Genomic DNA, 24,758 nt, shown 5'->3' with positions numbered 1-24,758 from the left:
CGCATGGCCATCTATGCGTTGGGGGACTACACGCCGCAGATCCATCCGGACGCGTACGTGCACCCGGATGCGACGGTGATCGGTGACGTGCGCATCGGCGCTTTCTCGTCGGTGTGGCCGCAAGCGGTGCTGCGCGGTGACTACGGCCGCATCGTCGTCGACGAGCGCACGTCGATCCAGGACGGCACCGTGATCCACTGCACCGAGGTCCACCCGGTGCACATCGGCTCGTCCTGCGTCGTCGGCCACAACGTGCACATCGAGGGCGCGACGGTCGCGGACGACTGCCTGATCGCGTCGGGTTCCGTGGTGCTCAACGGTTCCATCGTCGAGAAGGGCGCGATCGTCGGCGCCGGCGCGGTGGTGTCGTTCGAGGGGCATGTCCGGGAACGCACGATGGTTCTCGGGGTTCCGGCTCGTGAGCGGGTGGGACATGTTGTGCCGGAACAGGCTTGGGCGTTCATCGTCGAGAAGTACGTGCAGAACATCGCGCTGTACCGGGAGAAGCTCCGCCGCCTCGACTGACCTGCGTTCAAGGTTTCTGCAACACCCGCCCGGCATCCTCTGATCATGGGGATTCCGAGGAAGGTCTCAGCCGCTCTGACGGTCGCCGTCGCGGTCGGCGCGTGCGTCGCCGTCGCCAGTCCGGCTGACGCGGAAGGGTGCTACGTGGCGCAGTCCCGCGTTCTCCCGGACGGTCTGATGCGCCTGCGGTTGTGGGAGTGCCCGTCGCCGCGATCGAGCGCGGAACGCCTGGCGTGGGGTGAGCTCAGGGCCGGTGAAGGCTCGAAGCACGAGTTCGCCCTCTACTACATCCCCTGGCAGCAGAAAGGGTCGGTACCAGGCTCGACGACCATCCCGAACCCTGAGCGCGAGGTGGCCAGCACACCGACCTACTACAGCCTTCCCAACGAACTTCAGGTCTGCATCACTAAGATCGGCCCGTACTGCACCTGGCCGAAGTAGTTGTCGGCTGACACCGATCCCGGCTGAGATAGGGTTCACAGCCGTGGCTCGTCCCCTCAACGAAGTTGTCGAAGCCGGTTGGGCTGAAGCTCTCGCCCCCGTTGCTGACCAGATCGCCGCCATGGGTGAGTTCCTGCGTGCGGAGGTCGCCGCCGGCCGCACCTACCTCCCCGCGGGCGAGAACGTGCTGCGTGCGTTCAAGCAGCCGTTCCACCAGGTCAAGGTGCTGATCGTCGGGCAGGACCCGTACCCGACGCCCGGCCACGCGGTCGGCCTGTCGTTCTCCGTGGCGCCCGACGTGCGGCCGATTCCGAAGTCACTGGTCAACATCTACAAGGAGTACGCGGAGGACCTCGGTCACCCGCTGCCCTCCAACGGCGACCTGACCCCGTGGTCCGAGCGCGGTGTGCTGCTGCTCAACAGGGCGCTGACCGTGCAGCCCGGCAAGGCGAACTCCCACCAGGGCAAGGGCTGGGAGGCCGTGACGGAGCAGGCGATCAAGGCACTGGCGGCTCGTGACGCACCGCTGGTCTCCATCCTGTGGGGCCGCAACGCGCGCAACCTCAGGCCTCTGCTGGAACCGTTGCCCGCCATCGAGTCCGCGCACCCGTCACCTCTGTCGGCGCACGCGGGCTTCTTCGGGTCGAAGCCGTTCAGCCGCGCCAACGAACTGCTGGAGAAGCAGGGCGCGGAGCCGGTCGACTGGAAGCTCCCGTAATTCGCTCTTCCCCGCATGGCTCGCGGTATTAGCGTCGCGAGACATGCGGGGGAATCGTGACCTGAAGCTGCTGGCGGCCGGAGTCGCCGTCTCCGAGTTCGGCAACTCGTTGTCGCTGCTCGTGCTGCTCTTCTGGGCGACTCCGATCAGCTCGTTGCTGGTGGCCGCGATCCTGGTCGCCGAACTGCTGCCGCTCGTGCTCGGCGCACCGCTGGCAGGGGTCCTCGTCGACCGGTTGCCCAACCGCAGACTGCTGATCATCGCGCTGCTCTTCCAGGGCGTCGCGACCGCGGCCATCGCGCCGTTGATGGGCCAGCCGGTCTTCGTGCTGGCGCTGGTGTTCCTCTCCGGCTGCGGCCGGTCCGTCGCCATGCCGGCGACGGGGGCCTTGGTGCCGCACATCGCGGGCGAAGAAGAAGCGACGCGCGGTTACGCGTGGGTCGGCACCGCGCGCAGTGTCGGCAGCGTCGCGGGCGTGACCGGCGGCGCGTTGCTCGCCGGGATCTTCGGGCACCCGGCCGCGATGCTCATCGACGGCGGCACCTTCCTCGTCTACGCGGCGCTGCTGGTGTTCGTCCGGTCCGAACGCAGGCCTTCCGGTGAGCACGACGCGCGGCCCAGCGCGCTCGCCGGCATCAGGCACGTCCGGCGTGATCCCGTGCTGTTCGCGGCGATTCTCGGACTCGCGGTCTTCGTCGGTGCGGTCGTGGTGATCAACGTGGCCGACCCGGCGTTCGTGCGGTTCGTGTTGCACGGCGACGAGTTCCTGCTGGGCGCGATGCAGGCGTGCTGGATGGTGGGCGTCATCGTCGGCAACCGGCTGGCCGCTCGGCTGACGACTGCTCCCCAGGCCGCCTACGCGCTTGCGATCACCGGGATCACCACTGGCACAGCAGTGCTGATCCCGGCCGTGTTCCCCTTCGTCGTGGCTGCCGGGATCGGGTGGCTCATCGGCGGCATCTCCAACGGCGTCGACAACGTCACGGTGAACGCCATCGTCCGGTTGCGCACGCCGGAGGAGATGCGCGGACGCGCGTTCGCCGCGGTCGGGTCGATGGTGACCGGCGCGAACCTGATCGGGACCGCCGCAGCGGGTGCGTTGCTGCTGGTCATGGGCCCACGGGCGGTGTTCGCGCTCGGTGGCACCGGCGCGTTGCTCAGCGGCGCCGCGTGCCTGGTGTTCGTCCACCGCGCACTGCGTCGTCAGGCTGCTAACGGCGCGACCGACCGGTACCAGGACACGGTTTCGCCGAGTCCCTGACGCAACGACCGCGGCGTCACCAGCTCGTACATCCGCGTGGTGTCGAACGGGCGTGGGGGAGCGCCGGTCGGTTTGGTGGGGTCGAGCCTTATCCGTTCAGGCACGTTCAGCAGCGCGCAGAGAGTGCGGGCGAGCTCGAGGATCGTGATCGTCTCGCGGGTCGCCACGGTCAGCACGTCGTCGGTGTCCTGGACGACCATCTGCAGAATCGCCGCCACCACGTCGCGCACGTGCACGAACGAGCGCGTCTGCGAACCGTCGCCCCAGATCTCGACGTCCTGGCCCGAGGTGATCCGGTTGATCATCGCGGGGATCACCCGGTGGACCTTGTCGCGCGGGCCGTACACGTTCGACGGACGCGGCAGGAAGATCCGCATGCCGTACTGCTTGCGGTACTGCTCGGCCAGCAGTTCCACCACGGACTTCGAGAGCGCGTAGCCGTTGTCGGACTCCACCGACGCCTCGGCGGAACTGACCATGACGACGTTCTCGACGCCCGAGTCGCGCGCGCAGTTCAGCACGTTCGACCCGATGCGCAGGTTCGTGTCGAAGATGAGAGCGGTGTTGTCGCGCTTGAACGCGGCGTTGCCATCCATCGCCGCGGTGTGGATCACTGTATGGGCGTTGGGTGCCGCGTACCGCAGCACCGCTCTGAGCTCGCTCTCGTCGCGCAGGTCGAGCGGGAACGTCTGGAGGTTCGGCGCGGTGAACGGCGGCGGATCGGTGCGGTACAGGGCGATCACGCGGTTGTCGGTGCTCAGCAGAGTTTCCACGACGTGCGAGCCGATGAAGCCGCCCGCACCTGTCACCACGACTGTTTTCCCTGAATACGTCGTCACTGTTGCGCCTCCACTAGGGCGATGAGGGAGGAGACGACGGCGGCGGGTGGCGGCATTGCCCGCATCTCGTCGCGGATCTTCTCCGCGGCCACGCGCGGTGCCGGGTCCTCCAGCAGCCAGGCGGCGTGGTCGCGGACGGACTCCGCGGTGATGTCGTCTCCGATGAGCTTGGCGGCGGCGCCGACGGCTTCAGCGCGGTCGGCGTGGCGGTGCTGGTCGCACATCTGCGGCAACGCGAGCTGCGGCAGGCCCGCGTGCAGCGAGGTCATGGTCGTGCCCGACCCGCCGTGGTGCACCACGGCGTCACACACACGAAGCACCTGGTTGAGCGGTAGCCAGTCCACGACGCGGGCGTTGGCGGGGAGGGTCCCTGGATCGAGCGCGCCGCCGCCGGTGATCACGAGGACCTCGGCGCCGATCGTGGCGAGTCCGGCGAGCACCGTGCGCAGCACACGGTCGTGCTCCCCGCCGGGGACGGGCACGCTGCCGAGCGTCACGCAGATCCTCGGCCTGGTGCGCGGCTCGAACAGCCACGACGGGAGCACGCCCGAGCCGTTGTAGGCGGTGTAGGCCATCGGCACGCCCGCCCGCGCGTCCGGGTACTGCAGCGCGGATGGGCAGACGTCCACCTCGAACGCGGGATCGCGGGGGTACCCGTGCTCCCGGTGCACCGGTGCGAGCGTCTCGGCCTCGGCGGGTGCGAGCTCGGGCGGCAGTGCGACACCCCAGGTGTGCCGGACGAGCGGAACGCCGAGTCGTGCGGCGGCGATCGGCCCCGCGTACTCCCACGGCGTGTGCATTACGGCATTCGGCCGCCATCTCTCGGCCAGAGCGATCACGTTGGCAACTGTGAAATGGGCGATTTTCGCGTAATGCTCGGTGACGTGCTCGATCAGAGCTTCCGTCACATTCCCGGAATAGAGCGCGTGATTCGCCTTCTCGAAGACTTCCCGGATCGATACCGGTCCTACCGCGGTGGCAGGTAGTCCGGTAGCGGCTGCCACCTGCGTGAACTGGTCGGGCAACGCGAGCAGCACGTCGTGCCCGGCGTTGCTCAACGCCCAGCTCAGTGGAATAAGCGGATAAAGGTGCCCATAACCGGGGCAGCTCGTCACCAGGACTCGCATGCTCCCAAAGTAAACGTAAGTTCAGGACTGTTCAACAACGTCTCGTTTGGTGTCGTAAGACGTCTTGTTTGGGCAATTCCACTAATGCGTTCCAAAAACAAGAAGAGCCCGGCCGAAGCCGGGCTCTTCTCGAACTGAACGAACTGTGGCGGTGATCAGCCGCGCACGACCTTGCCAGCCTTCAGGCAGGACGTGCACACGTTGATCCGCTGGCGCTGAGAGGCCGAGACCTTCGCGCGCACAGACTGGATGTTCGGGTTCCAGCGGCGGTTCGTCTTCCGCTGGGAGTGCGAAACCGAATGGCCGAAGCCCGGCCCCTTGCCACAGACGTCGCACACGGCAGCCACGTCAGCCACTCCTTCAGGTTCCTCAAGCGGTAAGTCTCGCGTCCCGGTGGGCGCGCAAGCGTGCACAAGCCTCAACCGGGCACGGCAACCCAATCAGGGTAGCCGGTGGCCTCACCCGCGACCAAACCGGGTGGATACCCTCGCCGCCATGCAGGTCATGGATGCGGTCGCGGTGCGCAGGTGGGCGGACGCGTGCGTGCGGTCGTTGGACGCCAATCGGGAGTCCATCGACCAGATCAACGTCTTCCCCGTGCCGGACGGTGACACCGGTACCAACCTGCTGCACACGATGCAGTCGGCGCTGGACGCGCTGCTGCGCTCGCCCATCTCCACGGTAGGTGAGGCGTTGGCCGCACTGGCCCGTGGCGCGCTCGCCGGGGCGCGCGGGAACTCCGGCGTGATCCTGTCGCAGGTGCTCAGGGGGCTGGCGGAGACCGTTCAGGAGGTCTCCCTGGTGACCGGTTCGGCGCTGCGCAAGGGCCTTCAACGGTCTGACGAGCTCGCTACCGCCGCTGTGTCCAAGCCGGTGGCCGGCACGGTGCTGTCAGTGCTGCACGCCGCCGCGGAAGCCGCACGCGACTGCCCGTCGGACGAGCTCGACGAGGTGGTGATGGCGGCGTCGCGCGCGGGTGCCGTCGCACTGGCCGATACGCCTCGTCAGCTCGCGGTCCTGGCCAAGGCCGGAGTGGTCGACGCCGGCGGACGTGGACTCGTTGTGTTGTTGGACACACTGGCCGCGGTGATCACCGGCCAGGTCGTGGAAACGCCGGTGGACGCGCCGCTGCTGCCGCGCACGCCCGAGTCGCTGACGACCGAGCGCGAGAGCGGGTCCGCGGAGTTCGAGTACGAGGTCATGTACCTGCTCGACGACACCTCGGAGGAGGCGGTTCTCGAGCTGCGCGCGTCGTTGAACCTGCTCGGCGACTGCGTGTCGGTCGTGGGTGATGGTGCTTCTCTGTGGACCGCGCACGTGCACTGCAACGACGTCGGCGCGGCCATCGAGGCGGGTGTGCGCGCTGGGCGGCCGCATCGGATCACCGTGGCGCGGTTCGCCGACCAGATCGCCGCGCAGGCTTCACGGTTCGTGCGCGACCGGTCGATCGTGGTGGTGGTGAGCGGCGCAGTGGACCTGTTCCGCGCGGAGGGTGCCACGGTGTTCGACCTCGTCACTTCTTCTGCCACGCCCACGGACCTGTTGTCGGCCATCGTGTCGACGCGCGCGCGTCACGTCGCGGTTCTGCCCGGTGATCCGGACATCCGTGAGGCGTTGGACGAAGCCGTGGCGTACGCACAGGCCGCAGGGCAGGACGTAGTGGTGGTGCCGACGTCCTCGCCCGTGCAGGCCCTCGCGGCGTTGGCCGTGCACGACCCGTCTCGGCGCGCCGGTGACGACGTTGTCGCCATGGCCGAGGCTGCTGCCGCCACGCGCCGCGGTGAGCTGTCGATCGCCGCCGACGAGGCGTTGACGTGGGTGGGCCGCTGCCAGCCGGGCGATCTGCTGGGCATGCTGGACGGCGAGGTGGTGCTGATCGAGCCGGGGCCGTCGTCCGCGGAGTCGTTGATGGACCTGTCGTGCCGCCTGGTCGACCGCATGCTGACCGGCGGTGGTGAGCTGGTGACGGTGATCCTCGGCGCCGACGCCCCGGACGGCCTGGTCGACGTGCTGGAGGACCACCTCCGGGTGACCCATCCGGAGGTCGAGGTGACGGCTTATCCCGGCGGTCAGCCGGACGCGGTCATTTTTGTCGGTGTCGAGTAGTTGAATGGGACCCGATGATCTCCTTCGACGACAAGCTGCAGCCGTTGCTCGGCAAGAAGTCCGCCGACGCACTGGAGACCGGCCTCGGCCTCACGACGGTCGGTGACCTGCTGCGCCACTACCCGCGCCGGTACGACGAGCGCGGGAAGCTGACCGACATCAGGTCACTGGAAATCGACGAGCACGTGACGGTGCAGGCCGAGGTCCGCAAGTGCACGAAGCGGCGCATGAAGGCCCGGCACGGCCACATGACCGAAGCGGTGATCACGGACGGCACGTCCGAGCTGCACCTGGTGTTCTTCGGCAAGGTGGCGTTCGTGGCCGAGCAGGAGCTCCTGCCGGGCACGAAGGCGTTGTTCGCGGGCAAGGTGGGCCGCTACCGCCAAAACCTGCAGCTGGTGCACCCGGCGTTCGAGATCCTGAGCCCGGAGCAGGACGGGTCGTCGTTCCTGCAGACCTTCCTGCCCGTCTACCCGGCCTCGCAGCACATCAACACGTGGAACATCGCGAACTGCGTCAAGCAGCTGCTGGAGATCTGGGACGGCGTGCCTGCCGATCCGCTGCCGGCCGACTTCCGCTCGGAGCACGGCCTGATCGGGCTGGAGGAGGCGCTGCGGGCGATCCACCGCCCCGATAGCTGGGCGCAGATCTCCGTGGCGCAGCAGCGGCTGAAGTGGGACGAGGCGCTGGCCGTGCAGCTGACTCTGGCCCAGCGCCGCAAGGCTTCCACCGCACGTCCCGCGCCTTCGTGCGCGCGTCGGTCCGGCGGCATCCTCGACGCGTTCGACGCGCGGCTGCCGTTCACGCTGACGGCCGGTCAGGTGTCGGTGGGCCAGCAGATTTCTTCCGACCTGGAGTCGGTCGTGCCGATGAACCGCCTGCTGCAAGGGGAAGTCGGCTCGGGCAAGACCATGGTCGCGTTGCGAGCCATGCTTCAGGCCGTCGACGCTGGCCGTCAGTGCGCCATGCTCGCTCCCACGGAAGTCCTTGCGGCACAACACGCCCGGTCGCTTTCCGAGATGCTCGGCGACCTCGCCCAGGCAGGCCAGTTGGGCGGCGCGGAGGACGCGACGCGCGTCACGTTGCTGACCGGCTCGATGAACACGGCCCAGCGCCGCCAGGCGTTGCTCGACATCGTCACCGGCGAGGCGGGCATCGTCGTCGGCACCCACGCGATCATCCAGGACAAGGTCGAGTTCCACTCCCTGGGCCTGGTCGTCGTCGACGAACAACACCGCTTCGGCGTGGAGCAACGCGCCGCCCTCTCGGCCCGCGGCGCCGTCGAGAACCCGCACGTGCTGGTCATGACCGCGACGCCGATCCCGCGCACCGTGGCCATGACCGTCTACGGCGACCTGGAGGTGTCGGCTCTGCGCGAGCTGCCCGGCGGCCGCTCACCCATCAAGACCTCGGTCGTGCCCGTGCGCGAGAAACCGGCCTGGCTGGACCGCGCCTTCGCCCGAGTGCGCGAGGAGGTGGCCGCGGGCCACCAGGCCTACTTCGTCTGCCCGCGCATCGGCGACGAGGAGCCCGCGAAGTCCTCTTCCGACGACGAGGACAAGCGCCCGGCCCTGTCCGTGATCGACGTGGCCAATCTGCTGGCCCAGGGCCCCCTGCGCGGCCTGCGCATCGAGATCCTGCACGGCCGCATGCCTCCCGACGAGAAGGACGCCGTGATGCGCGCCTTCACCGCCAACGAGGTCCAGGTGCTCGTCGCCACCACGGTCATCGAGGTCGGCGTCAACGTCCCGAACGCCACCGTCATGGCCATCATGGACGCCGACCGCTTCGGCGTCTCGCAGCTCCACCAGCTCCGCGGCCGCGTGGGCCGAGGCAGCGCTCCCGGCCTCTGCCTCCTGGTCACCGAGATGCCGGAGATGACCGCCACCATGGAACGCCTGCGCGCGGTCGAGTCCACTCTGGACGGCTTCGAACTGGCCCAGCTGGACCTGGAACTGCGCCGCGAGGGCGACATCCTGGGCGCCGCCCAGTCGGGCCGCCGCTCGGCCCTGAAGATGCTCTCGCTGCTGCGCGACGAGGACATCATCGCCGACGCCCGTGTGGCGGCTCAGGGGTTCGTGGACGCGGATCCGGACCTGGAGAAGCACCCTGGCCTGGCGGGGATGGTGGCCACGCTGCTGACGGAGGAGCGGGCGGAGTTCCTGGAGAAGGCCTAGGCGGGGCGTCTCGCACATCGACGCGAGGTCCCAGGTTCGGTGCGGGGCGCCGATCGCTTTGGGCGGACGTTCACGTCGTCGGACTGCGCACTGCCGGTGGTGTGGCCCCGCGAGGTTGCCGAGCCACACCACCTAGTTCTGCGGGGTTGGTGGCCACGTTCTGGCGGGATGGTGGCCACACTGCTGACGGAGGAGCGAGCGGAGTTCTGGAGAAGGCCTAGTCGCGGCCTCTCGCACAACAACGCGAGGCCCCGCACCGGAGTCGATGCGGGGCCTCGATTGCTTTTGGCCGAACGTTCAGCGCGTCACTAGTTCTGGCGGGGCAGCGGGAACTGCTCGGTCTTCGGATCGCCGGAGTCCTCGGCCGCGGACCCGTCCTCCAGCGGCTTGAGCACCGACATCGCCGCCTCCACCGCCGCCTGCGCAGCGTGGAACTGCGTGGCCAGGTTGTCGTGCGCCGACCGCAGCGAAGCCTCCCGGTCCGCCGCCGCGGCCGCGCGCTGGTCGGACAGCGCCACCGCGGCCGCCGACTTGTCCTCGGCCTCGCGGATCAGGGCCGAGGTTCGCGCTTCGGCATCCTGAACCAGCTTGGTGGCCTTCTCGTCGGCTTCGCGCACGGTGGTCGCGGCCTTCTCGTCGGCCTCGCGCACGGTGGTGGCCGCCTTCTGCGTCGCCTCCGTCACGGTCGCCGTGGCCTTCTCGGAAGCCTCGCGCAGGGTCGTCGCCGCCTTCTCCTCGGCCTCGCTGACCAGGGCAAGGGCCTGCGCGGACGCGTCAGCGATCGTCTTCTCGGCCCGAGCCAGCGACTCGGCCTCCAGTTCGGCGACGGCCTGCTCGGCCTCCGCCTGCTTCGACGCCAGAGCCTCGTCGAGCTTCGCGAGCGCGGCGACCCGCGTCGCCTCGGACTCGGCGGCGATGCGCTCGGCCTCGGACCGCGCGTCCGCCAGCACCTTCTTGTGCTCGGCGGCGAGAGTCGACTTGAGGCCGTCGTACTCCTTGTCGAGCTCGTCGTGGTACGCCTTGTACTTGGCGTCGAGCTCCACGCGGCGGGCGTCGAGGTCGGAGGACTTCTTCTCGAACTCGGCGGCCAGGCGCTCGCCGTCCGCGCGCACTTCGGCGACCAGGGCCTCGTGCTCGGAGGTCAACCGGGTGCGCAGCGCTGCGTACTCGGCCTCCAGTTCGGACTTGCGGCCGGCGAACTGCTTGTCCAGCTCGGCCGTGCGCTGCTGGTGGGAAACCTCGAGGTGCTTGCGGCGGGCCTCGGTCTCGGCGAGCAGGCGGTTGTGGTTCTCGCGCTGCTCGGCCGCCCACTTCTCGGCCTCGCCCCGCGTCGCGGCCGCCTTGTCGAGGGCGTCCTTGCGGATGTCCGCGATCTCTTCCTCGGCGAGCGACATCATCACGCGAACACGCTCAGTGACGTTCGACGCGCTCACGGGACTGTTGGCCAGGTTCTGGAGCTGCAGCTTGGTCTTGTCGAGATCGGCGCGCATCGAGTTCAGGAGCTTCGTCAGCTCCCCCACCTGCGCGGCAGCGGCGTCTCGGGAGCGGTTCGAGTTCTTGAGATCGAACTCCAGGCGAGTGACTCTCTCGTTCACCTGTCGCTGGTTGTAACCACGGAGGACAACGTCGAAATGCGGTGTGCGGGCAGTAGGCTGCCCGGCTCCATCAGCCCCGGCCATATGGCTCACCCTACCGAGATGGTTACCAAGATCGTCACTCGATCTGGTTAATCCCACTACCGGGTGGAGTCTGACCGGGTGGTGGGTATCCCCCTAGCGCCCAAACCGCGAGAATCCTCACGAACAAGACCGATCAGGATGACACCCATCACGTGAGACAGTCCTCCCAACAGGCAAGAGTCGCACGGTAACGTGCCTGAACTGACCGCCGAGCAACACCCGGGAGGGCTACGGATGTTCCGCAAGGTTCTTGTCGCCAACCGCGGCGAGATCGCGATTCGCGCGTTCCGTGCCGCCTACGAACTGGGCGCGGGAACGGTCGCCGTTTTCCCTCACGAGGACCGAAACTCGCTGCACCGCTTGAAGGCGGACGAGTCTTACGAGATCGGCGAGCCCGGTCACCCCGTCCGCGCGTACCTCTCCGTCGACGAGATCATCAAGGCCGCGCGCAAGGCCGGCGCCGACGCGATCTACCCCGGATACGGCTTCCTGTCGGAGAATCCGGAACTCGCGATGGCCTGCCGTGAGGCCGGTCTCACGTTCATCGGCCCCGTCGCCGAGGTCCTGGAGCTGACGGGCAACAAGGCGCGCGCCATCGCCGCCGCCCGCGAGGCCGGGCTGCCGGTGCTGGAGTCGAGCGCGCCGTCGTCCGATGTCGACGAACTGCTCGAAGCGTCGAAGACGATGCGTTTCCCCGTGTTCGTCAAGGCCGTTGCCGGTGGTGGCGGCCGGGGCATGCGCAAGGTCGACGACCCGGCCGCGCTGCGCGAGGCGCTCGAAGCGGCGTCACGTGAGGCGGAGTCGGCGTTCGGCGACCCGACCGTGTTCCTCGAGCAGGCCGTGGTCGAACCGCGCCACATCGAGGTGCAGATCCTCGCCGACGGCCAGGGCAACGTGATCCACCTGTTCGAGCGCGACTGCTCGGTGCAGCGGCGTCACCAGAAGGTCATCGAGATCGCGCCGGCGCCGAACCTCGCGCCCGAGCTGCGTGACCGGATCTGCGCCGACGCCGTGAAGTTCGCGCGCCACATCGGCTACCGCAACGCCGGCACCGTGGAGTTCCTGCTCGACCCGCAGGGCCACTACGTCTTCATCGAGATGAACCCGCGCATCCAGGTCGAGCACACGGTCACCGAAGAGGTGACCGACGTCGACCTCGTGCAGTCGCAGATGCGCATCGCGTCGGGTGAGTCGCTCGACGACCTCGGCCTGAGCCAGGACACCGTCCACCTGCGCGGCGCCGCACTGCAGTGCCGCATCACGACGGAAGACCCGGCCAACGGGTTCCGCCCGGACACCGGCACGATCAGCGCCTACCGCTCGCCGGGTGGTTCCGGCATCCGCCTCGACGGCGGCACGGCCGGCGCGGGCATGGCCATCAGCCCCCACTTCGACTCGATGCTCGTGAAGCTCACGTGCCGCGGCCGCAACTTCGAGCTCGCCGTCTCCCGTGCGCGCCGCGCGATCGCGGAGTTCCGCATCCGCGGTGTCTCCACGAACATCCCGTTCCTGCAGGCGGTTCTGGACGACCCGGACTTCTACGAGGGCCGCGTCACCACGTCGTTCATCGAGAAGCGGCCGCACCTGCTGACCGCGCGCCACTCGGCCGACCGAGGCACGCGCCTGCTGACCTACCTCGCGGACGTGACGGTCAACCACCCGAACGGCACCCGCCCGACCGCGGTGGACCCGCGCGAGAAGCTGCCGATCGCCGACCTCAACGCCGAACCGCCCGCCGGCTCCAAGCAGAAGCTCACCGAGCTCGGCCCCGAGGGCTTCGCGCGGTGGATGCGGGAGAGCAAGGCGGTCGGCGTCACGGACACGACGTTCCGCGACGCGCACCAGTCGCTGCTGGCGACCCGAGTGCGCACCAAGGACCTGCTCGCCGTCGCGCCGCACGTCGCACGCATGACGCCCGAGCTGCTGTCGCTGGAGTGCTGGGGCGGCGCGACGTACGACGTGGCGCTGCGGTTCCTCGCCGAGGACCCGTGGGAGCGTCTCGCCGCACTGCGCGAGGCCGTGCCGAACATCAACCTGCAGATGCTGCTACGGGGCCGCAACACGGTTGGCTACACGCCGTACCCGGAGGCGGTCACCAAGGCGTTCGTGCAGGAGGCGACGAACACCGGCATCGACATCTTCCGGATCTTCGACGCGCTCAACGACGTCGAGCAGATGCGCCCGGCGATCGAGGCCGTGCGCGAGACCGGGACGGCAATCGCCGAGGTCGCCCTGTGCTACACCAGCGATCTGTCCAACCCGGACGAACGTCTGTACACACTGGACTACTACCTCAAGCTGGCCGAGCAGATCGTCGGCGCCGGTGCCCACGTGCTGGCCGTCAAGGACATGGCCGGTCTGCTGCGGGCACCCGCCGCCGCACGCCTGATCTCGGCTCTGCGCAAGGAGTTCGACCTCCCGGTCCACCTCCACACGCACGACACGGCCGGTGGCCAGCTCGCGACCTACCTGGCCTCGATCCAGGCCGGGGTGGACGCGATCGACGGCGCCGCCGCGTCGATGGCCGGCACGACGTCGCAGCCGCCGCTGTCGTCGATCGTGGCGCTGACCGACCACACCGAGCACGCCACGGGCCTCAACCTGCAGAACGTGTGCGACCTGGAGCCCTACTGGGAGGCCGTGCGCAAGATCTACGCGCCGTTCGAGTCCGGCATCCCCGGCCCGACCGGCCGCGTCTACCACCACGAGATCCCCGGTGGTCAGCTCTCGAACCTGCGCACCCAGGCCGTCGCTCTGGGCCTGGGCGAGAAGTTCGAGGAGATCGAGTCCATGTACGCGGCCGCCGACCGGATGCTCGGCCACCTGGTGAAGGTGACGCCGTCGTCCAAGGTCGTAGGTGACCTCGCGCTGCACCTCGTGGGCGCGGGTGTCTCTCCCAAGGACTTCGAGGCCGACCCCGGCAAGTTCGACATCCCGGCGTCGGTCATCGGCTTCCTGCACGGCGAACTGGGCGACCCGCCCGGCGGCTGGCCGGAGCCGTTCCGCAGCAAGGCGCTGGAAGGCCGCCCGGCCCCGAAGCCGATCGAGGAGCTCTCCGCGCAGGACGAGGCAGGCCTCGTCGACGACCGCCGGGCGACCCTGAACCGGCTGCTGTTCCCGGCGCCCACGAAGGAGTTCCGCGCGCACCGCGACGCCTACGGCGACACGTCGGTGTTGCGCTCCAAGGACTTCTTCTACGGCCTGCGTCCCGGCGAGGAGTACTCCGTCGACCTGGAGCCGGGTGTCCGGCTGCTGATCGGCCTGGAGGCGATCTCCGAGGCCGACGCGCGCGGCATTCGCACGGTCATGGCGACCCTGAACGGCCAGCTGCGCCCGATCCAGGTCCGCGACCGGTCCGTGGCGGCCGACATCCCGGCCGCGGAGAAGGCCGACCGCGCCAACCCGAACCACGTCGCGGCGCCGTTCGCGGGCGTGGTGACGGCGGCGGTGGCGGAGGGTGACTCCGTGGACGCGGGTCAGACCGTCGCGACGATCGAGGCCATGAAGATGGAGGCCGCGATCACCGCCCCGAAGGCGGGCAAGGTGGCGCGCCTCGCGTTGCGCGGAGCCCAGCAGGTCGAGGGCGGAGACCTCCTGATCGTCCTGGAATAGCTAGTTCTCGCGAAGGGCCCGGCCATCTGGCCGGGCCCTTCGTCGTGCGGGCGGTGTGGAACTCAACGAGCATTCCCTGCGTTGCACCGGGCACAGGTCAGGGAAGAGGGTTCGATCATGAAGAAGGCGTTGGCCGGCCTGCTCGGACTGGCGGGTGTCGCGTGGGCGTTGCGTGACGTGCCCAGACAGCTGGGCGGCAAACCGGATCCGGTGGAGATGTCGCGTTCGCCGCGCTACCGCGACGGCAAGTTCCACAACGACAAGGAAGTCAGCACGGTCCCCGACCGCGACTCCTTCTCCGTCCGCGACTTCATCTTCGGCGGCGAGGACCGCAAGCCGTCCGTCGCGGTGCCGTTGGTGGGGCCCGCCGCGCCGGTGTCCTCCGGGCTGCACGTGACCTGGTACGGCCACGCTTCGGCGTTGATCGAGATCGACGGCGCCGCGGTTCTGCTGGATCCCGTGTGGAGCGACCGCGTCTCGCCCTCGGCACACGTCGGACCCAAGCGCCTGCATCCGGTTCCGCATGAGTTGTCGGATTTGCCCGCTCTGAGCGCGGTCGTGATCTCGCACGACCACTACGACCACCTCGACATGGCGACTGTGGACGCGTTGGTCGCGTCGTCGTCGTGTGTGTTCGTGGTGCCGTTGGGGTTGGCGGCGCATCTGCTGCGGTGGTCCGTGCCTGTGGACCGGATCGTCGAGCTGGACTGGGACGAGTCCTTCTCGGTGGACGGGTTCACGCTCACTTGCACTGCGGCGCAACACTTCTCCGGACGGTCCGTGCAGCGCAACGTCACGCTGTGGGCCTCGTGGGTGATCTCGCGCGGGTCCCGTTCGGTGTTCTACAGCGGTGACACCGGGTACTTCCCCGGCTACAAGACCATCGGGGCCGCTCATGGGCCGTTCGACGCGGTGCTGATGCAGGTCGGGGCGTACGGGGACGCGTGGCCGGACATCCACATGACCCCCGAGGAAGGCGTGCAGGCGTTCGAGGACCTCGGTGGCGGGCTGCTGATCCCGGTGCACTGGGCGACGTTCAACCTCGCGCTGCACTCGTGGACGGAGCCGGTCGACCGGGTGTGGCGGGAGACCAAGGCCCGGGGTCTGAAGCTGGCGGTGCCGAGGCCGGGCGAGCGGGTCGACGTGGACGCGCCAAATGAGGTTGACGGGTGGTGGCAGGCTCTCGCCTGACGACTTCGTTGGGGGAATGCATGCGCACTGCAGTGGTCACGGGTGGTGGCACCGGCATCGGCCGGGCCATCGCTCTGGAGCTTGTCGCACAAGGACTTGACGTCACCATCACCGGCCGCCGCGCCGAGGTGCTGGCCCAGGTCCCGGACGTCCGGCACGTGGCGTTCGACGCCACCGATCCGGACGCGGTCCACGCCGTGCTGGCCGATCTTCCGGCCGGTGTGGACGTTCTGGTCAACAACGCGGGTGGCGTCATCAGCCACGCCGACACCAAGACCCGGTGGCTCGCCAACTACGAGTCCAACGTCGTGAGCGCGGTGCTGGTCACCGAGGCACTCGCGCCCAGGCTCGCCGACAACGGCCGGGTGATCACCCTCGGCTCGATCGCAGGCCGGCGCGGCGGCGGCAGCTACGGCGCCGCGAAGGCAGCGGTGGAGGCGTGGACGGCGGACCTGGCGGGTGAGCTCGGCCCGCGCGGGATCACGGCAAACGTCGTGTCGCCCGGCTTGATCGTCGACACGGAGTTCTTCGGCGACTCGATGACCGAGCAGCGGCTGAACACGCTCATCGGGCAGACCAAGAACGGGCGGGCGGGGACACCGCAGGACGTGGCCGCGCTGGTGGCGTTCCTGGCGTCGGAACGGGCGGGCCACATCACCGGGCAGGTGCTGGCGGTGAACGGCGGGGCGCACCTGGGGCGCTAGCGCACGGAGGTCGAAGGCGGATCCTCGCGGAGCGTCGCGGTGCGGGTCATCGGCACAGGACGAACCTGAGAGCATGAACCGGTGACGCGAATTGTTGCCGGGACCGCTGGGGGTCGCAGGCTCAAGGTGCCGCCGAAGGGCACGAGGCCCACGTCGGACCGGGTGCGGGAGGCGCTGTTCAGCTCCCTCGAGGCGATGATGGACCTCGACGGGGCGCGGGTGCTGGACCTGTACGCGGGGTCGGGGGCGCTGGGGTTCGAGGCGCTCAGCCGCGGGGCAGGGCACGCGACGTTCGTGGAGTCGGACAAGCGGGCCGCCGAGGTCCTCAAGGCGAACGCGCGGGAGCTCGGGTTCGCCGGCGTGGTCATCGCCAACCGGACGGCCGAGGCGTACGTCACGGCCGAGGGGGAGCGGTTCGACGTCGTGTTCGCGGATCCGCCGTACGCGGTGGGGGACGACGAGCTCGCGAAAGTGCTGCACGGCCTCAAAGACAGATTGGCCCCTGACGCGGTGCTGATCGTCGAACGCGCTTCGAGAAGCAGCGAACCAGCCTGGCCGGAGCAAGTGGAATCCTTGCGTGCCAAGCGATACGGCGATACGGCGGTGTACTGGGGCCAGGTGCGTTCTGATGGGTGACGAGAACCACGGACACGCCTGGAGGCGTCCGATCGGGTGCTAACGTCCGGCCTATGACGCGTGCCGTGACGCCCGGCTCCTACGACCCGGTAACCAACGGTCACCTGGACATCATCGAGAGAGCAGCGCATCTCTTCGACGAGGTCGTCGTCGCCGTGCTGATCAACAAGACCAAGCGCACGCTGTTCTCCGTCGAAGAGCGGATGGAGATGCTGCGCGAGGTCTGTCAGCCGTGGCCGAACGTGCGTGTGGACTCGTGGCACGGCCTGTTGGTCGACTACTGCCGTGAGAACGACATCAAGGCCATCGTGAAGGGCCTGCGCGCGGTCACCGACTACGACTACGAGCTGCAGATGGCGCAGATGAACCACCAGCTCACCGGGGTCGACACGCTGTTCATGCCGGCCACGCCCGCGTACTCGTTCCTGGCGTCCTCGCTGGTCAAGGAGGTCGCGACGTACGGCGGCGACGTGAAGACGCTGCTGCCCGCGACCATCGAGCAGAGGCTGCAGCAGCGCCTCGCGGAGATGCGCTAGTGGTGTGACCCGGAAGGTTGCCGGGGGAATTCGCGGTCAGACGGGTGCATCGTGGTGCCGCCCCGGCGTCCTCATCCTGGTTGGCTGTGGGCGCGGGGGCGGTGCCGCGAGGTGCCCTGCTGAGCGTGAATTACCTCGCCGACGTTCCGGGACGCGCCACTAGAGCGCTAGCTTCATCCCCACGTGCGACGCGGTGAAGCCGAGCCGCTCGTAGAAGCGGTGTGCGTCCGTGCGTGAGGCGTCCGTCGTGAGCTGGACCAGACCGCAGCCACGGGCGCGTGCCTCGTCGATCGCCCAGGTCACGAGGCGTTCGCCGAGGCCGTTGCCGCGCTGGTCGGAGCGCACCCGCACGGCCTCGACGGTCGCGCGGGTCATGCCGAGGCGCGACAGGCCGTACGTGAACGTGAGCTGCAGCGTGCCCACCACCTCGGCGCCGGACTCGGCCACCGCGAGGTACTGGTGCGGGTCGGCGTCGATCACCTCGAAGGCCCGGAGGTAGGCGGGATCACCCGGCTTCTCGCGCTTGGCGCCCAGCGGGTCGTCGGCGAGCATCGCCACGATCGGGTCGACATCGGCCGCGGTCGCCTGCCTGATCACGAAGGTCACGGCAAATCCTGACACGCCCTGCCGATCTCCCTCTTTCGGGGAGATCGGCAGGGCACACTTGTATGGGAGCCACAGGGTTAGGGAGTGAGACGTGTACCGGGTGTTCGAGGCACTCGACGAGCTCGTCACGATCGTCGAGGAAGCGCGCGGAGTTCCGATGACCTCGGGATGCGTGGTGCCGCGCGGTGATGTGCTCGAACTGCTCGACGACGTGCGCGACGCGATCCCCGCGGAGCTCGACGACGCGCAGGACGTGCTGGACCACAAGGACGAGCTGGTCGGCAAGGCCAAGCACGACGCCGAGGCGGGCGTGTCCAAGGCCAGGTCGGACGCCGAGCGCATGCTCGCGGAGGCGCAGGCCGAGGCCGAGGCGATGCTGTCCGACGCGCGGGCCCGTGCCGAGCGGATGATCGCCGAGGCCGAAGACCAGGCGGAGCGCACCGTCGCCGCCGGCCGCCAGGAGTACGACGAGCTGGTCGGCCGTTCGCACGCCGAGGCCGAGCGGATGATCCAGGCGGGCCGCGCCAACTACGAGCGCGCCACCGAGGACGGCCGCGCCGAGCAGGCCAGGCTCGTCAACGAGCAGGAGGTCGTCCGGGCGGCGCACGCCGAGGCGGCACGTCTGCTCGACGCCGCGCAGAACGAGTCGATCCGGCTGCGGTCGGAGTGCGACGCGTACGTCGACAGCAAGCTCGCGGACTTCGAGGACCTCCTCGCGCACACGCTCAGGTCGGTCGGCAAGGGCCGCTCGCACCTGCGCGGTCCGGCCGTCGCCGGGGCGTCCGCGCCGTTCGACTACGGCGCTTAGCGGCACTTGGTACGGTTCTTCGCGAACCAGCTGGAGTCCGAGGCGCCTGAACGTGTGATTCGCGCTACGTCGGACAGGTGCGATCACCTGCCGATTTCACGCGTGAGCCCGTTGTCCCGTACCCTGGACCGGCTGGACGTGGTAGGTCCCCGCCGGCAAAACCCGAAATCATGACTGAGCATCGTCACGCGTCCACGCGTCCCACAGCATCCAGTCCCTGGGTCATCGACACCAGGGACATCGGCCGTCGCGCCGGTCTGAGCCGACCCCTCGCGAGGTCGGTCCCCGGCGCAGGTGTGGGGCTGGTCGGGGTGATCGCGGTGCCCGAGTCCGGGGAAGTGGAGCTCGACCTCCTGATCGAATCGGTCGTGGAGGGCCTGCTCGTGTCGGGGACGGCGTCCGCGAAGGTCGAAGGGGAGTGCTCGAGGTGCCTCGAGCCGCTCACCGATGAGGTCGAAGTCCGGATCACGGAGCTGTACGCGTGGCCGGACAGCACCACGGACGAGACCACTGATGAAGACGAGGTCAGCCGGATCGTCAACGATCTGATCGACCTCGAGCCTGTGGTGCGGGACGCCATCGTCCTCGCGCTGCCGCAGGCGCCGCTTTGCGAGCCGGACTGCAAGGGGCTTTGCTCCGAATGTGGTGGCAGGTGGGCGGAGCTCGGGCCCGACCATGGGCATGAGACGATTGACCCTCGTTGGGCCGCGTTGCAAGAGCGGTTCAGCGATGACAACTCGGAGGAGAAGTAGTCGTGGCCGTCCCGAAGCGGAAAATGTCGCGTTCGAACACCCGTGCGCGCCGTTCCCAGTGGAAGACGTCTGCCGTGCACCTGGTGGCGTGCTCCAACAAGGCTTGCCGCCAGCCGAAGCCGCAGCACGTCGCCTGCCCGGCCTGTGGTCAGTACGCTGGCCGCCAGGTCGCTCAGCCGGCCTGATCTCCTCGGTTACGTAGTGGGGGGAAAGCCGCCGCGCGCTCCGCAAGCTGACCGCGCGTCTTTGTCCGAAGCGCTCGGCGTCCAGTTGGACGCCGAGCTGCTCGGGCTTTCGCTCACCCACAGGTCCTACGCGTACGAGAACGGCGGTCTTCCGCCGAACGAGCGTCTCGAGTTCCTGGGAGACGCCGTGCTCGGGTTGGTCGTCACCGACCACCTCTACCGCACTCATCCCGACCTTCCCGAAGGTCAGCTCGCGAAGCTCCGCGCCAGCGTGGTGAACATGCACGCTCTGGCGGGCGTAGCGCGTGACCTGGGAGAAGGCGGGCTAGGTGCACACCTGTTGCTCGGTCGTGGCGAAGAACTGACCGGCGGCAGGGACAAGGCGAGCATCCTCGCCGACGGCCTCGAAGCCGTCATCGGTGCGGTGTACCTGCAGTTCGGTATCGATACCGCACGAGCGTTCGTTCACCGGCTGTTCGATCCACTCTTGGCCAAAGCTCCGCTTTTGGGTGCTGGACTGGACTGGAAGACAAGCCTGCAGGAGCTCACCGCTCAAGCCAGTCTCGGCGTCCCGGAGTACCGCGTGGACGACCAGGGGCCGGACCACCGCAAGGAGTTCACCGCCACGGTGCTCGTCGGTGGCCAGCCTTACGGCAAGGGTGATGGGCGCACCAAGAAGGAAGCCGAGCAGAAAGCCGCTGAAGCGGCCTATCATGTTCTGTCGGAGCGGGTCAAGGCCGAGCAGGAGGCGGCCAAGTCCGCAAACGGACAGAACGGCGCCTCGGTGACGCCAGGGACCCTCCCATCCGAGGAAGACTGAGATACGCAATGTATGCGACCAGGTACCGCACCAACCGCCGCACGCGCTCCGCTCGCGGCCCGGTGAACACCTCCCGCAACGGAGGCATCCAGGGACTTGTGCTGGTCAGGGACACGAGCCGTGCGGGCGTGTGGGTGCTCAAGCCCACCAAGCCGCAGGCCGCCGTGATCGAGGCGCAGCCCGTCGACGAGGGCAAGTCCGAAGCCTGACGTGCCCGAACTCCCGGAGGTCGAGGTGGTTCGCCTCGGCCTCGAAGCCCACGTCGCCGGCCGGGTCATCGCCTCGGTAGAGGTTCTGCACCCACGCGCCATCCGCCGGCACGACCTGGGCTCCGCGGACTTCTGCGCGCGCTTGGTCTCGCAACCGATGGTTGCAGCCAAGCGCCGCGGCAAGTACCTCTGGGTCGAACTGGCCGACAAGGCCGCCATGCTGGCCCATCTGGGCATGAGCGGCCAAATGCTCGTTCAGCCTGCTGAGGCTCCGGACGAGAAACATCTTCGAGTGCGGTTCCGGTTCGCCGACGGCGGTCCGGAGCTGCGCTTCGTCGACCAAAGAACCTTCGGCGGCCTGGCTCTCGCCGAACTCGTCGAGGTCGACGGCACCCTGGTCCCCGACACGGTCGCCCACATCGCTCGCGACCCGATGGACCCTCTTTTCTCCCGTGATGCTGCCGTGCGTGCGTTGCGCCTGCGTCACACCGAGATCAAACGCGCTTTGCTCGACCAGACCCTCGTGTCCGGCATCGGCAACATCTACGCCGACGAGGCCCTCTGGCGCGCCCGGCTGCACGGCACCCGGATGACGGACAAGCTGACCAAGGTCAAGGCCGCTGAGCTGCTGGATCACGCCACGGACGTGATGCGTGAGGCGCTCGGGCAGGGTGGGACGTCGTTCGACGCCCTGTACGTCAACATCAACGGGCAGTCCGGGTACTTCGACCGGTCCCTGAACGCCTACGGCCAGGAGAACCGGCCGTGCAAGCGGTGCGGGGCGGCGATCATCCGTGAGCCGTTCATGAACCGCTCGTCGTACTCCTGTCCGCGCTGCCAGCCTCGTCCTCGCATCTGAGCCGCGCATGAAGATCCTCGTCGCCCTCCTGCTGCTCGCTCTCGCCGGCTGCACCGGCGGTGAGCCGGTCGGCCGTGGCAACCAGCCCTCCACTTCGTCCAGTCAGGGCACGTCGAAGGTCCCGAAGGTCGCTGACCTGCGGCTCAGTGAGGCGCGAGAGCTCCTGGCGGCGCGCGGCTACCGCGTGACGGAGGAGGACGCGACCGGCCAGAAGAGGCCGATTCTCGAACCGTCGAACTGGGTGGTCGTCTCGCAGTCGCCCGAAGCTGACGCCGAGGTGCCCGGCGGCACGCAGGTGACGCTGAAGGTGCGCAAGCCGACCGATCCTTCGTCCAGTCAGGCACCGCCCGCCAAGGGCACCGTGCCGAACGTCGTGTGCCTGGATCTGCAGAAGGCGCAGGACACGTTGCAGGCCGCGGGCTTCTACCTGCTCGGATCCGAGGACGCGACCGGCCAGGGCCGCAATCAGGTCGTCGACCGGAACTGGGTCGTGGTGAGCCAGTCGGCCTCTGCGGGCAGCACTCCCGACCCGAAGACCAAGATCACGCTGGGGGCCGTGAAGTTCGGCGAGCCGACCGGCGCCTCCGGCTGCAAGAGCTGAGCTCGTTTCCTTCCCTCGGTGACAACCGGCGTCCGCTCGTGGACGTCCTGTAGCCGACCCCTTTTCGCCAGCCCTGTCATCTCGAAGCAGTAACGCGTTAGACAGTACTGCGCACTGCGTAGTAGTGTTCACGGCGGAAGAGCGGGTCGGAGGGGCCATGGACACGAGTCAGCTGCTCAAAGGGGTGCTGGACCTGGCCGTCCTTGCGGTTCTGCGCAAGGACGACGGGTACGGGTACGACGTGGTGCGCAGACTGCGCGCCGGGGGATTGAACGACGTGGGTGACGCGTCGGTGTACGGGACGCTGCGGCGGCTCTACAACGGCGGGATGCTGACCTCGTACGTGGTGCCCAGCGAAGAGGGGCCGCACCGCAAGTACTACAGCATCAACGAGACCGGGCGGGTGCGCCTGGCTGAGTCGAGGGAGACGTGGAGGTCGTTCGCCAGCACGCTGGACGGCCTGCTCGAGGAGGTCGCAGCATGAACACGCAGGCACTCGGGGTCGAGTACTACCTGGCCGGGATGCGTGCGGCCCTCGACGACCTCCCGCCCGGCGAGGTCGCCGAGATCATGGAGGACGTCAGCGCGCACGTCGCCGAGCTGTCGACCGAGCTGGCGGAGAACGAGACGCTCGAGCAGCGGCTCGGGTCGCCCGAGCAGTACGCGCAGGAGCTGCGGCAGGCCGCCGGGTATCCGCCGCGGACCGAGCGGCTGCCGGTGACGACCAAGAAGGGCCTGTTCAGCAGGCCTCGGGCGGCGGCGTGGGGACTGGTGATCGCCACCGGGATCACGCTGCTCGCGGGGGTCGCGGCTCTGCGTGAACCGGCGGTCCTGTTGTTGCCGGGTGTGATCCTGGTGCTCAGTCTGGCGCTGGTGCACGACCGCGGGCCGACTCAGGCCGAGATCATGGCGCTGCCCGAGACGATCAGGATCAAGCAGTGGCTCACGCCGGAGACGGGCACGCCGGCGGAACGGGCGTTGACCTACCTGCGGTCGTTGCAGCCGGCGTGGTGGCTGGCGCGGGCCGGCCTGCTCGGGCTCGGCGCCGTGTTGCTGGCCGGCCGCGACATCCTCGGGTTTCTGTTCATCGCCGGGATCGCCGTGCTGTCGGTGTTCGCAGGCCCGCGCGCCAAGATCGACCGGCGGTGGCTGTGGTTCAGCCTGCCGGCCTCGGCGCTGGCGGTGGGACTGCTGTTTCAGGTGATCGACGTGACCGCGAACAACCTCGCGTACAACAACAGGTCGTCGGCGTACGAGTCCGTGCCGAACGTGCGGTCGTACGAGAACATCTACGCGTACGACGAGAACGGCAAGTTGCTCACCAACGTGCTGTTGTACGACGAGGACGGCAATCCCATCAACGGCCGCCCGTTCTACGGCTGTGGTGGCAGCGGTCCGGAACCGATGATTCCTGTGAACAGGTATCCGCGGCCGAAGATCGACTACGAGAACGGCACCTGTTACACGGTGGCACCGAGCATGTCCGCTCCGTCATCAACGCCGAGTACTTCGCCGAGTACGTCGCCGCCTGTTTCTGGGAGCGCCACTTCGAGCCCGGTGCCACCTACTTCTGTGTCACCCAGCAAGTAATCCTGGAGCGGGACCTGTCGGGGGGTCCCGCTCCTACTTGTTTTCCTGGGGTTCGGCCAGGTGGCGCAATATCGGCATGGCCGAACGCAGGTGGTCCCTGTCTTCCGGCGAAAGTTCGGACATTCTTTCACTCAATAGTTCGGCCTCGCCGTGATTGAGCGACAGGATCGTCTCGCGACCGACTTCGGTGAGCACGACTATCGTCGCTCTGCCGTCGGCGGCGTCAGGCTCTCTTCGCACGAGGCCGGTGGACTCGAGGCTGGTCACGACGGTTGTCGCGGTCGGCTGCGAACACAGCGCGCGCACCGCGATCTCGCCGATCCGCATCGGGCCGTGGGCGCTCAGTTCTGACAGCACCAATAACTGGGTGGGTTGCAAACGACGGGCCGGAGCGGCCTGTCGAAGACTTCGCACCAGCCGGTGCACGGCCACCACGAGTTGAAGTGCCTCGTGGTTGGTGACGGTGGTGGGCATCGTTTCTCCGCGCGCATGTGATTGTCCGAATTCGGACACGAACCATGGCACTTTCCCTCATTCACGCTCCGCGCGCTATCCGCCAACTGCCGATAACCCATTCGGCCGTTGTGGTGACGCGGGGTGTCACGGCGCGCGTCCGGCACACTTAAATGTGCTGGTAAACGGCGTAAAAAGCGCAGCGAAGCTCACTCGAACGGGCGCCGGGCTGAAGCATGATTCAACAGGACAGATCTCTGGCCAAAGATGTGGGAAGGAGCACGTGTATCGCCGAGCGGCGCAGCACGTACCCCCGAACAGCC

At 68.4% G+C, this 24,758-nt stretch carries 26 protein-coding genes; 20 read left to right on the top strand and 6 right to left on the bottom strand.

The features are described 5' to 3' along the window. Window positions 1–3: 3 nt before the first annotated feature. The 4 genes from ABZ345_RS11205 to ABZ345_RS11190 are packed head-to-tail and all read left to right on the top strand — an operon-like array spanning window position 4 to window position 2,945. Complete coding sequence (locus ABZ345_RS11205; protein ID WP_359845586.1) at window positions 4–525, top strand: gamma carbonic anhydrase family protein; 522 nt, start codon at window positions 4–6, stop codon at window positions 523–525. 45 nt (window positions 526–570) lie between these two features. Continuing rightward, entirely contained in the window at window positions 571–966 is a 396-nt protein-coding gene (locus ABZ345_RS11200; protein WP_359845583.1) for a hypothetical protein, read from the top strand. A 43-nt stretch (window positions 967–1,009) separates the two neighbouring features. Next, window positions 1,010–1,684, top strand: a complete 675-nt coding sequence (locus ABZ345_RS11195; protein ID WP_045310622.1) for a uracil-DNA glycosylase — start codon at window positions 1,010–1,012, stop codon at window positions 1,682–1,684. 43 nt (window positions 1,685–1,727) lie between these two features. Next, the gene (locus ABZ345_RS11190; protein WP_359845580.1) at window positions 1,728–2,945 is read left to right on the top strand and encodes an MFS transporter; all 1,218 of its coding nucleotides are present in this window, start codon (window positions 1,728–1,730) and stop codon (window positions 2,943–2,945) included. Here ABZ345_RS11190 and ABZ345_RS11185 read toward each other — a convergent pair. The 3 genes from ABZ345_RS11185 to rpmB all read right to left on the bottom strand — a co-directional run bounded on the left by ABZ345_RS11185 (window position 2,888) and on the right by rpmB (window position 5,258). Then, window positions 2,888–3,757, bottom strand: a complete 870-nt coding sequence (locus tag ABZ345_RS11185; protein WP_359845577.1) for an NAD-dependent epimerase/dehydratase family protein — start codon at window positions 3,755–3,757, stop codon at window positions 2,888–2,890. The genes ABZ345_RS11190 and ABZ345_RS11185 overlap by 58 nt on opposite strands. Window positions 3,758–3,780: 23 nt before the next feature. Further along, window positions 3,781–4,911, bottom strand: coding sequence for a nucleotide disphospho-sugar-binding domain-containing protein (locus ABZ345_RS11180; protein ID WP_359845574.1), 1,131 nt, complete (start codon window positions 4,909–4,911; stop codon window positions 3,781–3,783). 155 nt (window positions 4,912–5,066) lie between these two features. After that, window positions 5,067–5,258 (bottom strand): 50S ribosomal protein L28, encoded by a 192-nt coding sequence (gene rpmB, locus ABZ345_RS11175; RefSeq protein ID WP_030467945.1) that lies wholly within the window; start codon window positions 5,256–5,258, stop codon window positions 5,067–5,069. 148 nt (window positions 5,259–5,406) lie between these two features. On the opposite strand from rpmB, the gene ABZ345_RS11170 reads away from it, so the two are divergent. Both ABZ345_RS11170 and recG read left to right on the top strand, forming a co-directional pair. Beyond that, window positions 5,407–7,017 carry a DAK2 domain-containing protein gene (locus ABZ345_RS11170; protein ID WP_359845570.1) on the top strand — a complete coding sequence of 537 codons (1,611 nt, stop codon included), beginning with the start codon at window positions 5,407–5,409 and terminating at the stop codon, window positions 7,015–7,017. A 14-nt stretch (window positions 7,018–7,031) separates the two neighbouring features. Further along, window positions 7,032–9,194: an ATP-dependent DNA helicase RecG gene (recG, locus tag ABZ345_RS11165; protein WP_359845567.1), complete on the top strand. Its 2,163-nt coding sequence runs from the start codon at window positions 7,032–7,034 to the stop codon at window positions 9,192–9,194. Window positions 9,195–9,502: 308 nt separating this feature from the next. On the opposite strand, the gene ABZ345_RS11160 is transcribed toward recG, so the two are convergent. Continuing rightward, entirely contained in the window at window positions 9,503–10,789 is a 1,287-nt protein-coding gene (locus ABZ345_RS11160; protein ID WP_359845564.1) for a hypothetical protein, read from the bottom strand. Between the two features lie 318 nt (window positions 10,790–11,107). Here ABZ345_RS11160 and ABZ345_RS11155 point away from each other — a divergent pair, with 318 nt between their 5' ends. The 5 genes from ABZ345_RS11155 (at window position 11,108) to coaD (ending at window position 17,552) form a co-directional block, all read left to right on the top strand. Further along, window positions 11,108–14,485, top strand: a complete 3,378-nt coding sequence (locus ABZ345_RS11155; protein ID WP_359845561.1) for a pyruvate carboxylase — start codon at window positions 11,108–11,110, stop codon at window positions 14,483–14,485. A gap of 117 nt (window positions 14,486–14,602) precedes the next feature. Further along, on the top strand, window positions 14,603–15,676 hold the full coding sequence (locus tag ABZ345_RS11150) for an MBL fold metallo-hydrolase (RefSeq protein ID WP_359845558.1): 1,074 nt from the start codon (window positions 14,603–14,605) through the stop codon (window positions 15,674–15,676). A 20-nt stretch (window positions 15,677–15,696) separates the two neighbouring features. Beyond that, window positions 15,697–16,380: an SDR family oxidoreductase gene (locus tag ABZ345_RS11145; protein ID WP_359845555.1), complete on the top strand. Its 684-nt coding sequence runs from the start codon at window positions 15,697–15,699 to the stop codon at window positions 16,378–16,380. A gap of 81 nt (window positions 16,381–16,461) precedes the next feature. Further along, window positions 16,462–17,016, top strand: a complete 555-nt coding sequence (rsmD, locus tag ABZ345_RS11140; protein ID WP_359845552.1) for a 16S rRNA (guanine(966)-N(2))-methyltransferase RsmD — start codon at window positions 16,462–16,464, stop codon at window positions 17,014–17,016. A 53-nt stretch (window positions 17,017–17,069) separates the two neighbouring features. Then, complete coding sequence (coaD, locus tag ABZ345_RS11135) at window positions 17,070–17,552, top strand: pantetheine-phosphate adenylyltransferase (protein WP_359845549.1); 483 nt, start codon at window positions 17,070–17,072, stop codon at window positions 17,550–17,552. A 159-nt stretch (window positions 17,553–17,711) separates the two neighbouring features. Here the strand turns inward: coaD and ABZ345_RS11130 are convergent, their stop codons facing one another. Beyond that, window positions 17,712–18,104 carry a GNAT family N-acetyltransferase gene (locus ABZ345_RS11130; protein ID WP_359845762.1) on the bottom strand — a complete coding sequence of 131 codons (393 nt, stop codon included), beginning with the start codon at window positions 18,102–18,104 and terminating at the stop codon, window positions 17,712–17,714. 145 nt (window positions 18,105–18,249) lie between these two features. Between ABZ345_RS11130 and ABZ345_RS11125 the strand changes: the two genes are divergently transcribed. The 9 genes from ABZ345_RS11125 to ABZ345_RS11085 all read left to right on the top strand — a co-directional run bounded on the left by ABZ345_RS11125 (window position 18,250) and on the right by ABZ345_RS11085 (window position 23,982). Further along, window positions 18,250–18,966 carry a DivIVA domain-containing protein gene (locus ABZ345_RS11125; protein WP_359845546.1) on the top strand — a complete coding sequence of 239 codons (717 nt, stop codon included), beginning with the start codon at window positions 18,250–18,252 and terminating at the stop codon, window positions 18,964–18,966. Between the two features lie 170 nt (window positions 18,967–19,136). Further along, entirely contained in the window at window positions 19,137–19,718 is a 582-nt protein-coding gene (locus ABZ345_RS11120) for a YceD family protein (RefSeq protein ID WP_359845543.1), read from the top strand. A gap of 2 nt (window positions 19,719–19,720) precedes the next feature. Further along, window positions 19,721–19,903 carry a 50S ribosomal protein L32 gene (gene rpmF, locus ABZ345_RS11115; protein WP_030467958.1) on the top strand — a complete coding sequence of 61 codons (183 nt, stop codon included), beginning with the start codon at window positions 19,721–19,723 and terminating at the stop codon, window positions 19,901–19,903. Between the two features lie 16 nt (window positions 19,904–19,919). After that, the gene (rnc, locus tag ABZ345_RS11110) at window positions 19,920–20,723 is read left to right on the top strand and encodes a ribonuclease III (protein ID WP_359845539.1); all 804 of its coding nucleotides are present in this window, start codon (window positions 19,920–19,922) and stop codon (window positions 20,721–20,723) included. Window positions 20,724–20,731: 8 nt separating this feature from the next. Next, window positions 20,732–20,932 carry a hypothetical protein gene (locus ABZ345_RS11105; protein WP_045310608.1) on the top strand — a complete coding sequence of 67 codons (201 nt, stop codon included), beginning with the start codon at window positions 20,732–20,734 and terminating at the stop codon, window positions 20,930–20,932. A 1-nt stretch (window position 20,933) separates the two neighbouring features. After that, window positions 20,934–21,791 (top strand): bifunctional DNA-formamidopyrimidine glycosylase/DNA-(apurinic or apyrimidinic site) lyase, encoded by an 858-nt coding sequence (gene mutM / locus ABZ345_RS11100; protein WP_359845536.1) that lies wholly within the window; start codon window positions 20,934–20,936, stop codon window positions 21,789–21,791. A gap of 7 nt (window positions 21,792–21,798) precedes the next feature. Further along, complete coding sequence (locus tag ABZ345_RS11095) at window positions 21,799–22,392, top strand: PASTA domain-containing protein (RefSeq protein WP_359845533.1); 594 nt, start codon at window positions 21,799–21,801, stop codon at window positions 22,390–22,392. A gap of 157 nt (window positions 22,393–22,549) precedes the next feature. Further along, a complete protein-coding gene (locus ABZ345_RS11090) occupies window positions 22,550–22,876 on the top strand; it encodes a PadR family transcriptional regulator (RefSeq protein ID WP_359845530.1) in 327 nt (108 codons plus the stop codon). Beyond that, complete coding sequence (locus ABZ345_RS11085) at window positions 22,873–23,982, top strand: hypothetical protein (RefSeq protein WP_359845527.1); 1,110 nt, start codon at window positions 22,873–22,875, stop codon at window positions 23,980–23,982. The genes ABZ345_RS11090 and ABZ345_RS11085 overlap by 4 nt, the downstream gene beginning before the upstream one ends. A 33-nt stretch (window positions 23,983–24,015) precedes the next feature. Here the strand turns inward: ABZ345_RS11085 and ABZ345_RS11080 are convergent, their stop codons facing one another. Continuing rightward, window positions 24,016–24,456, bottom strand: a complete 441-nt coding sequence (locus ABZ345_RS11080; protein WP_359845525.1) for a MarR family transcriptional regulator — start codon at window positions 24,454–24,456, stop codon at window positions 24,016–24,018. Between the last annotated feature and the right edge of the window lie 302 nt (window positions 24,457–24,758).

This window comes from Lentzea sp. NPDC005914 (genome assembly GCF_040629405.1).
In the GTDB taxonomy this organism is placed as follows: Bacteria; Actinomycetota; Actinomycetes; order Mycobacteriales; family Pseudonocardiaceae; genus Lentzea.
The sequence above is the reverse complement of the archived record's forward strand: the minus strand, read 5'-3'. Positions and strand labels throughout refer to the sequence as shown.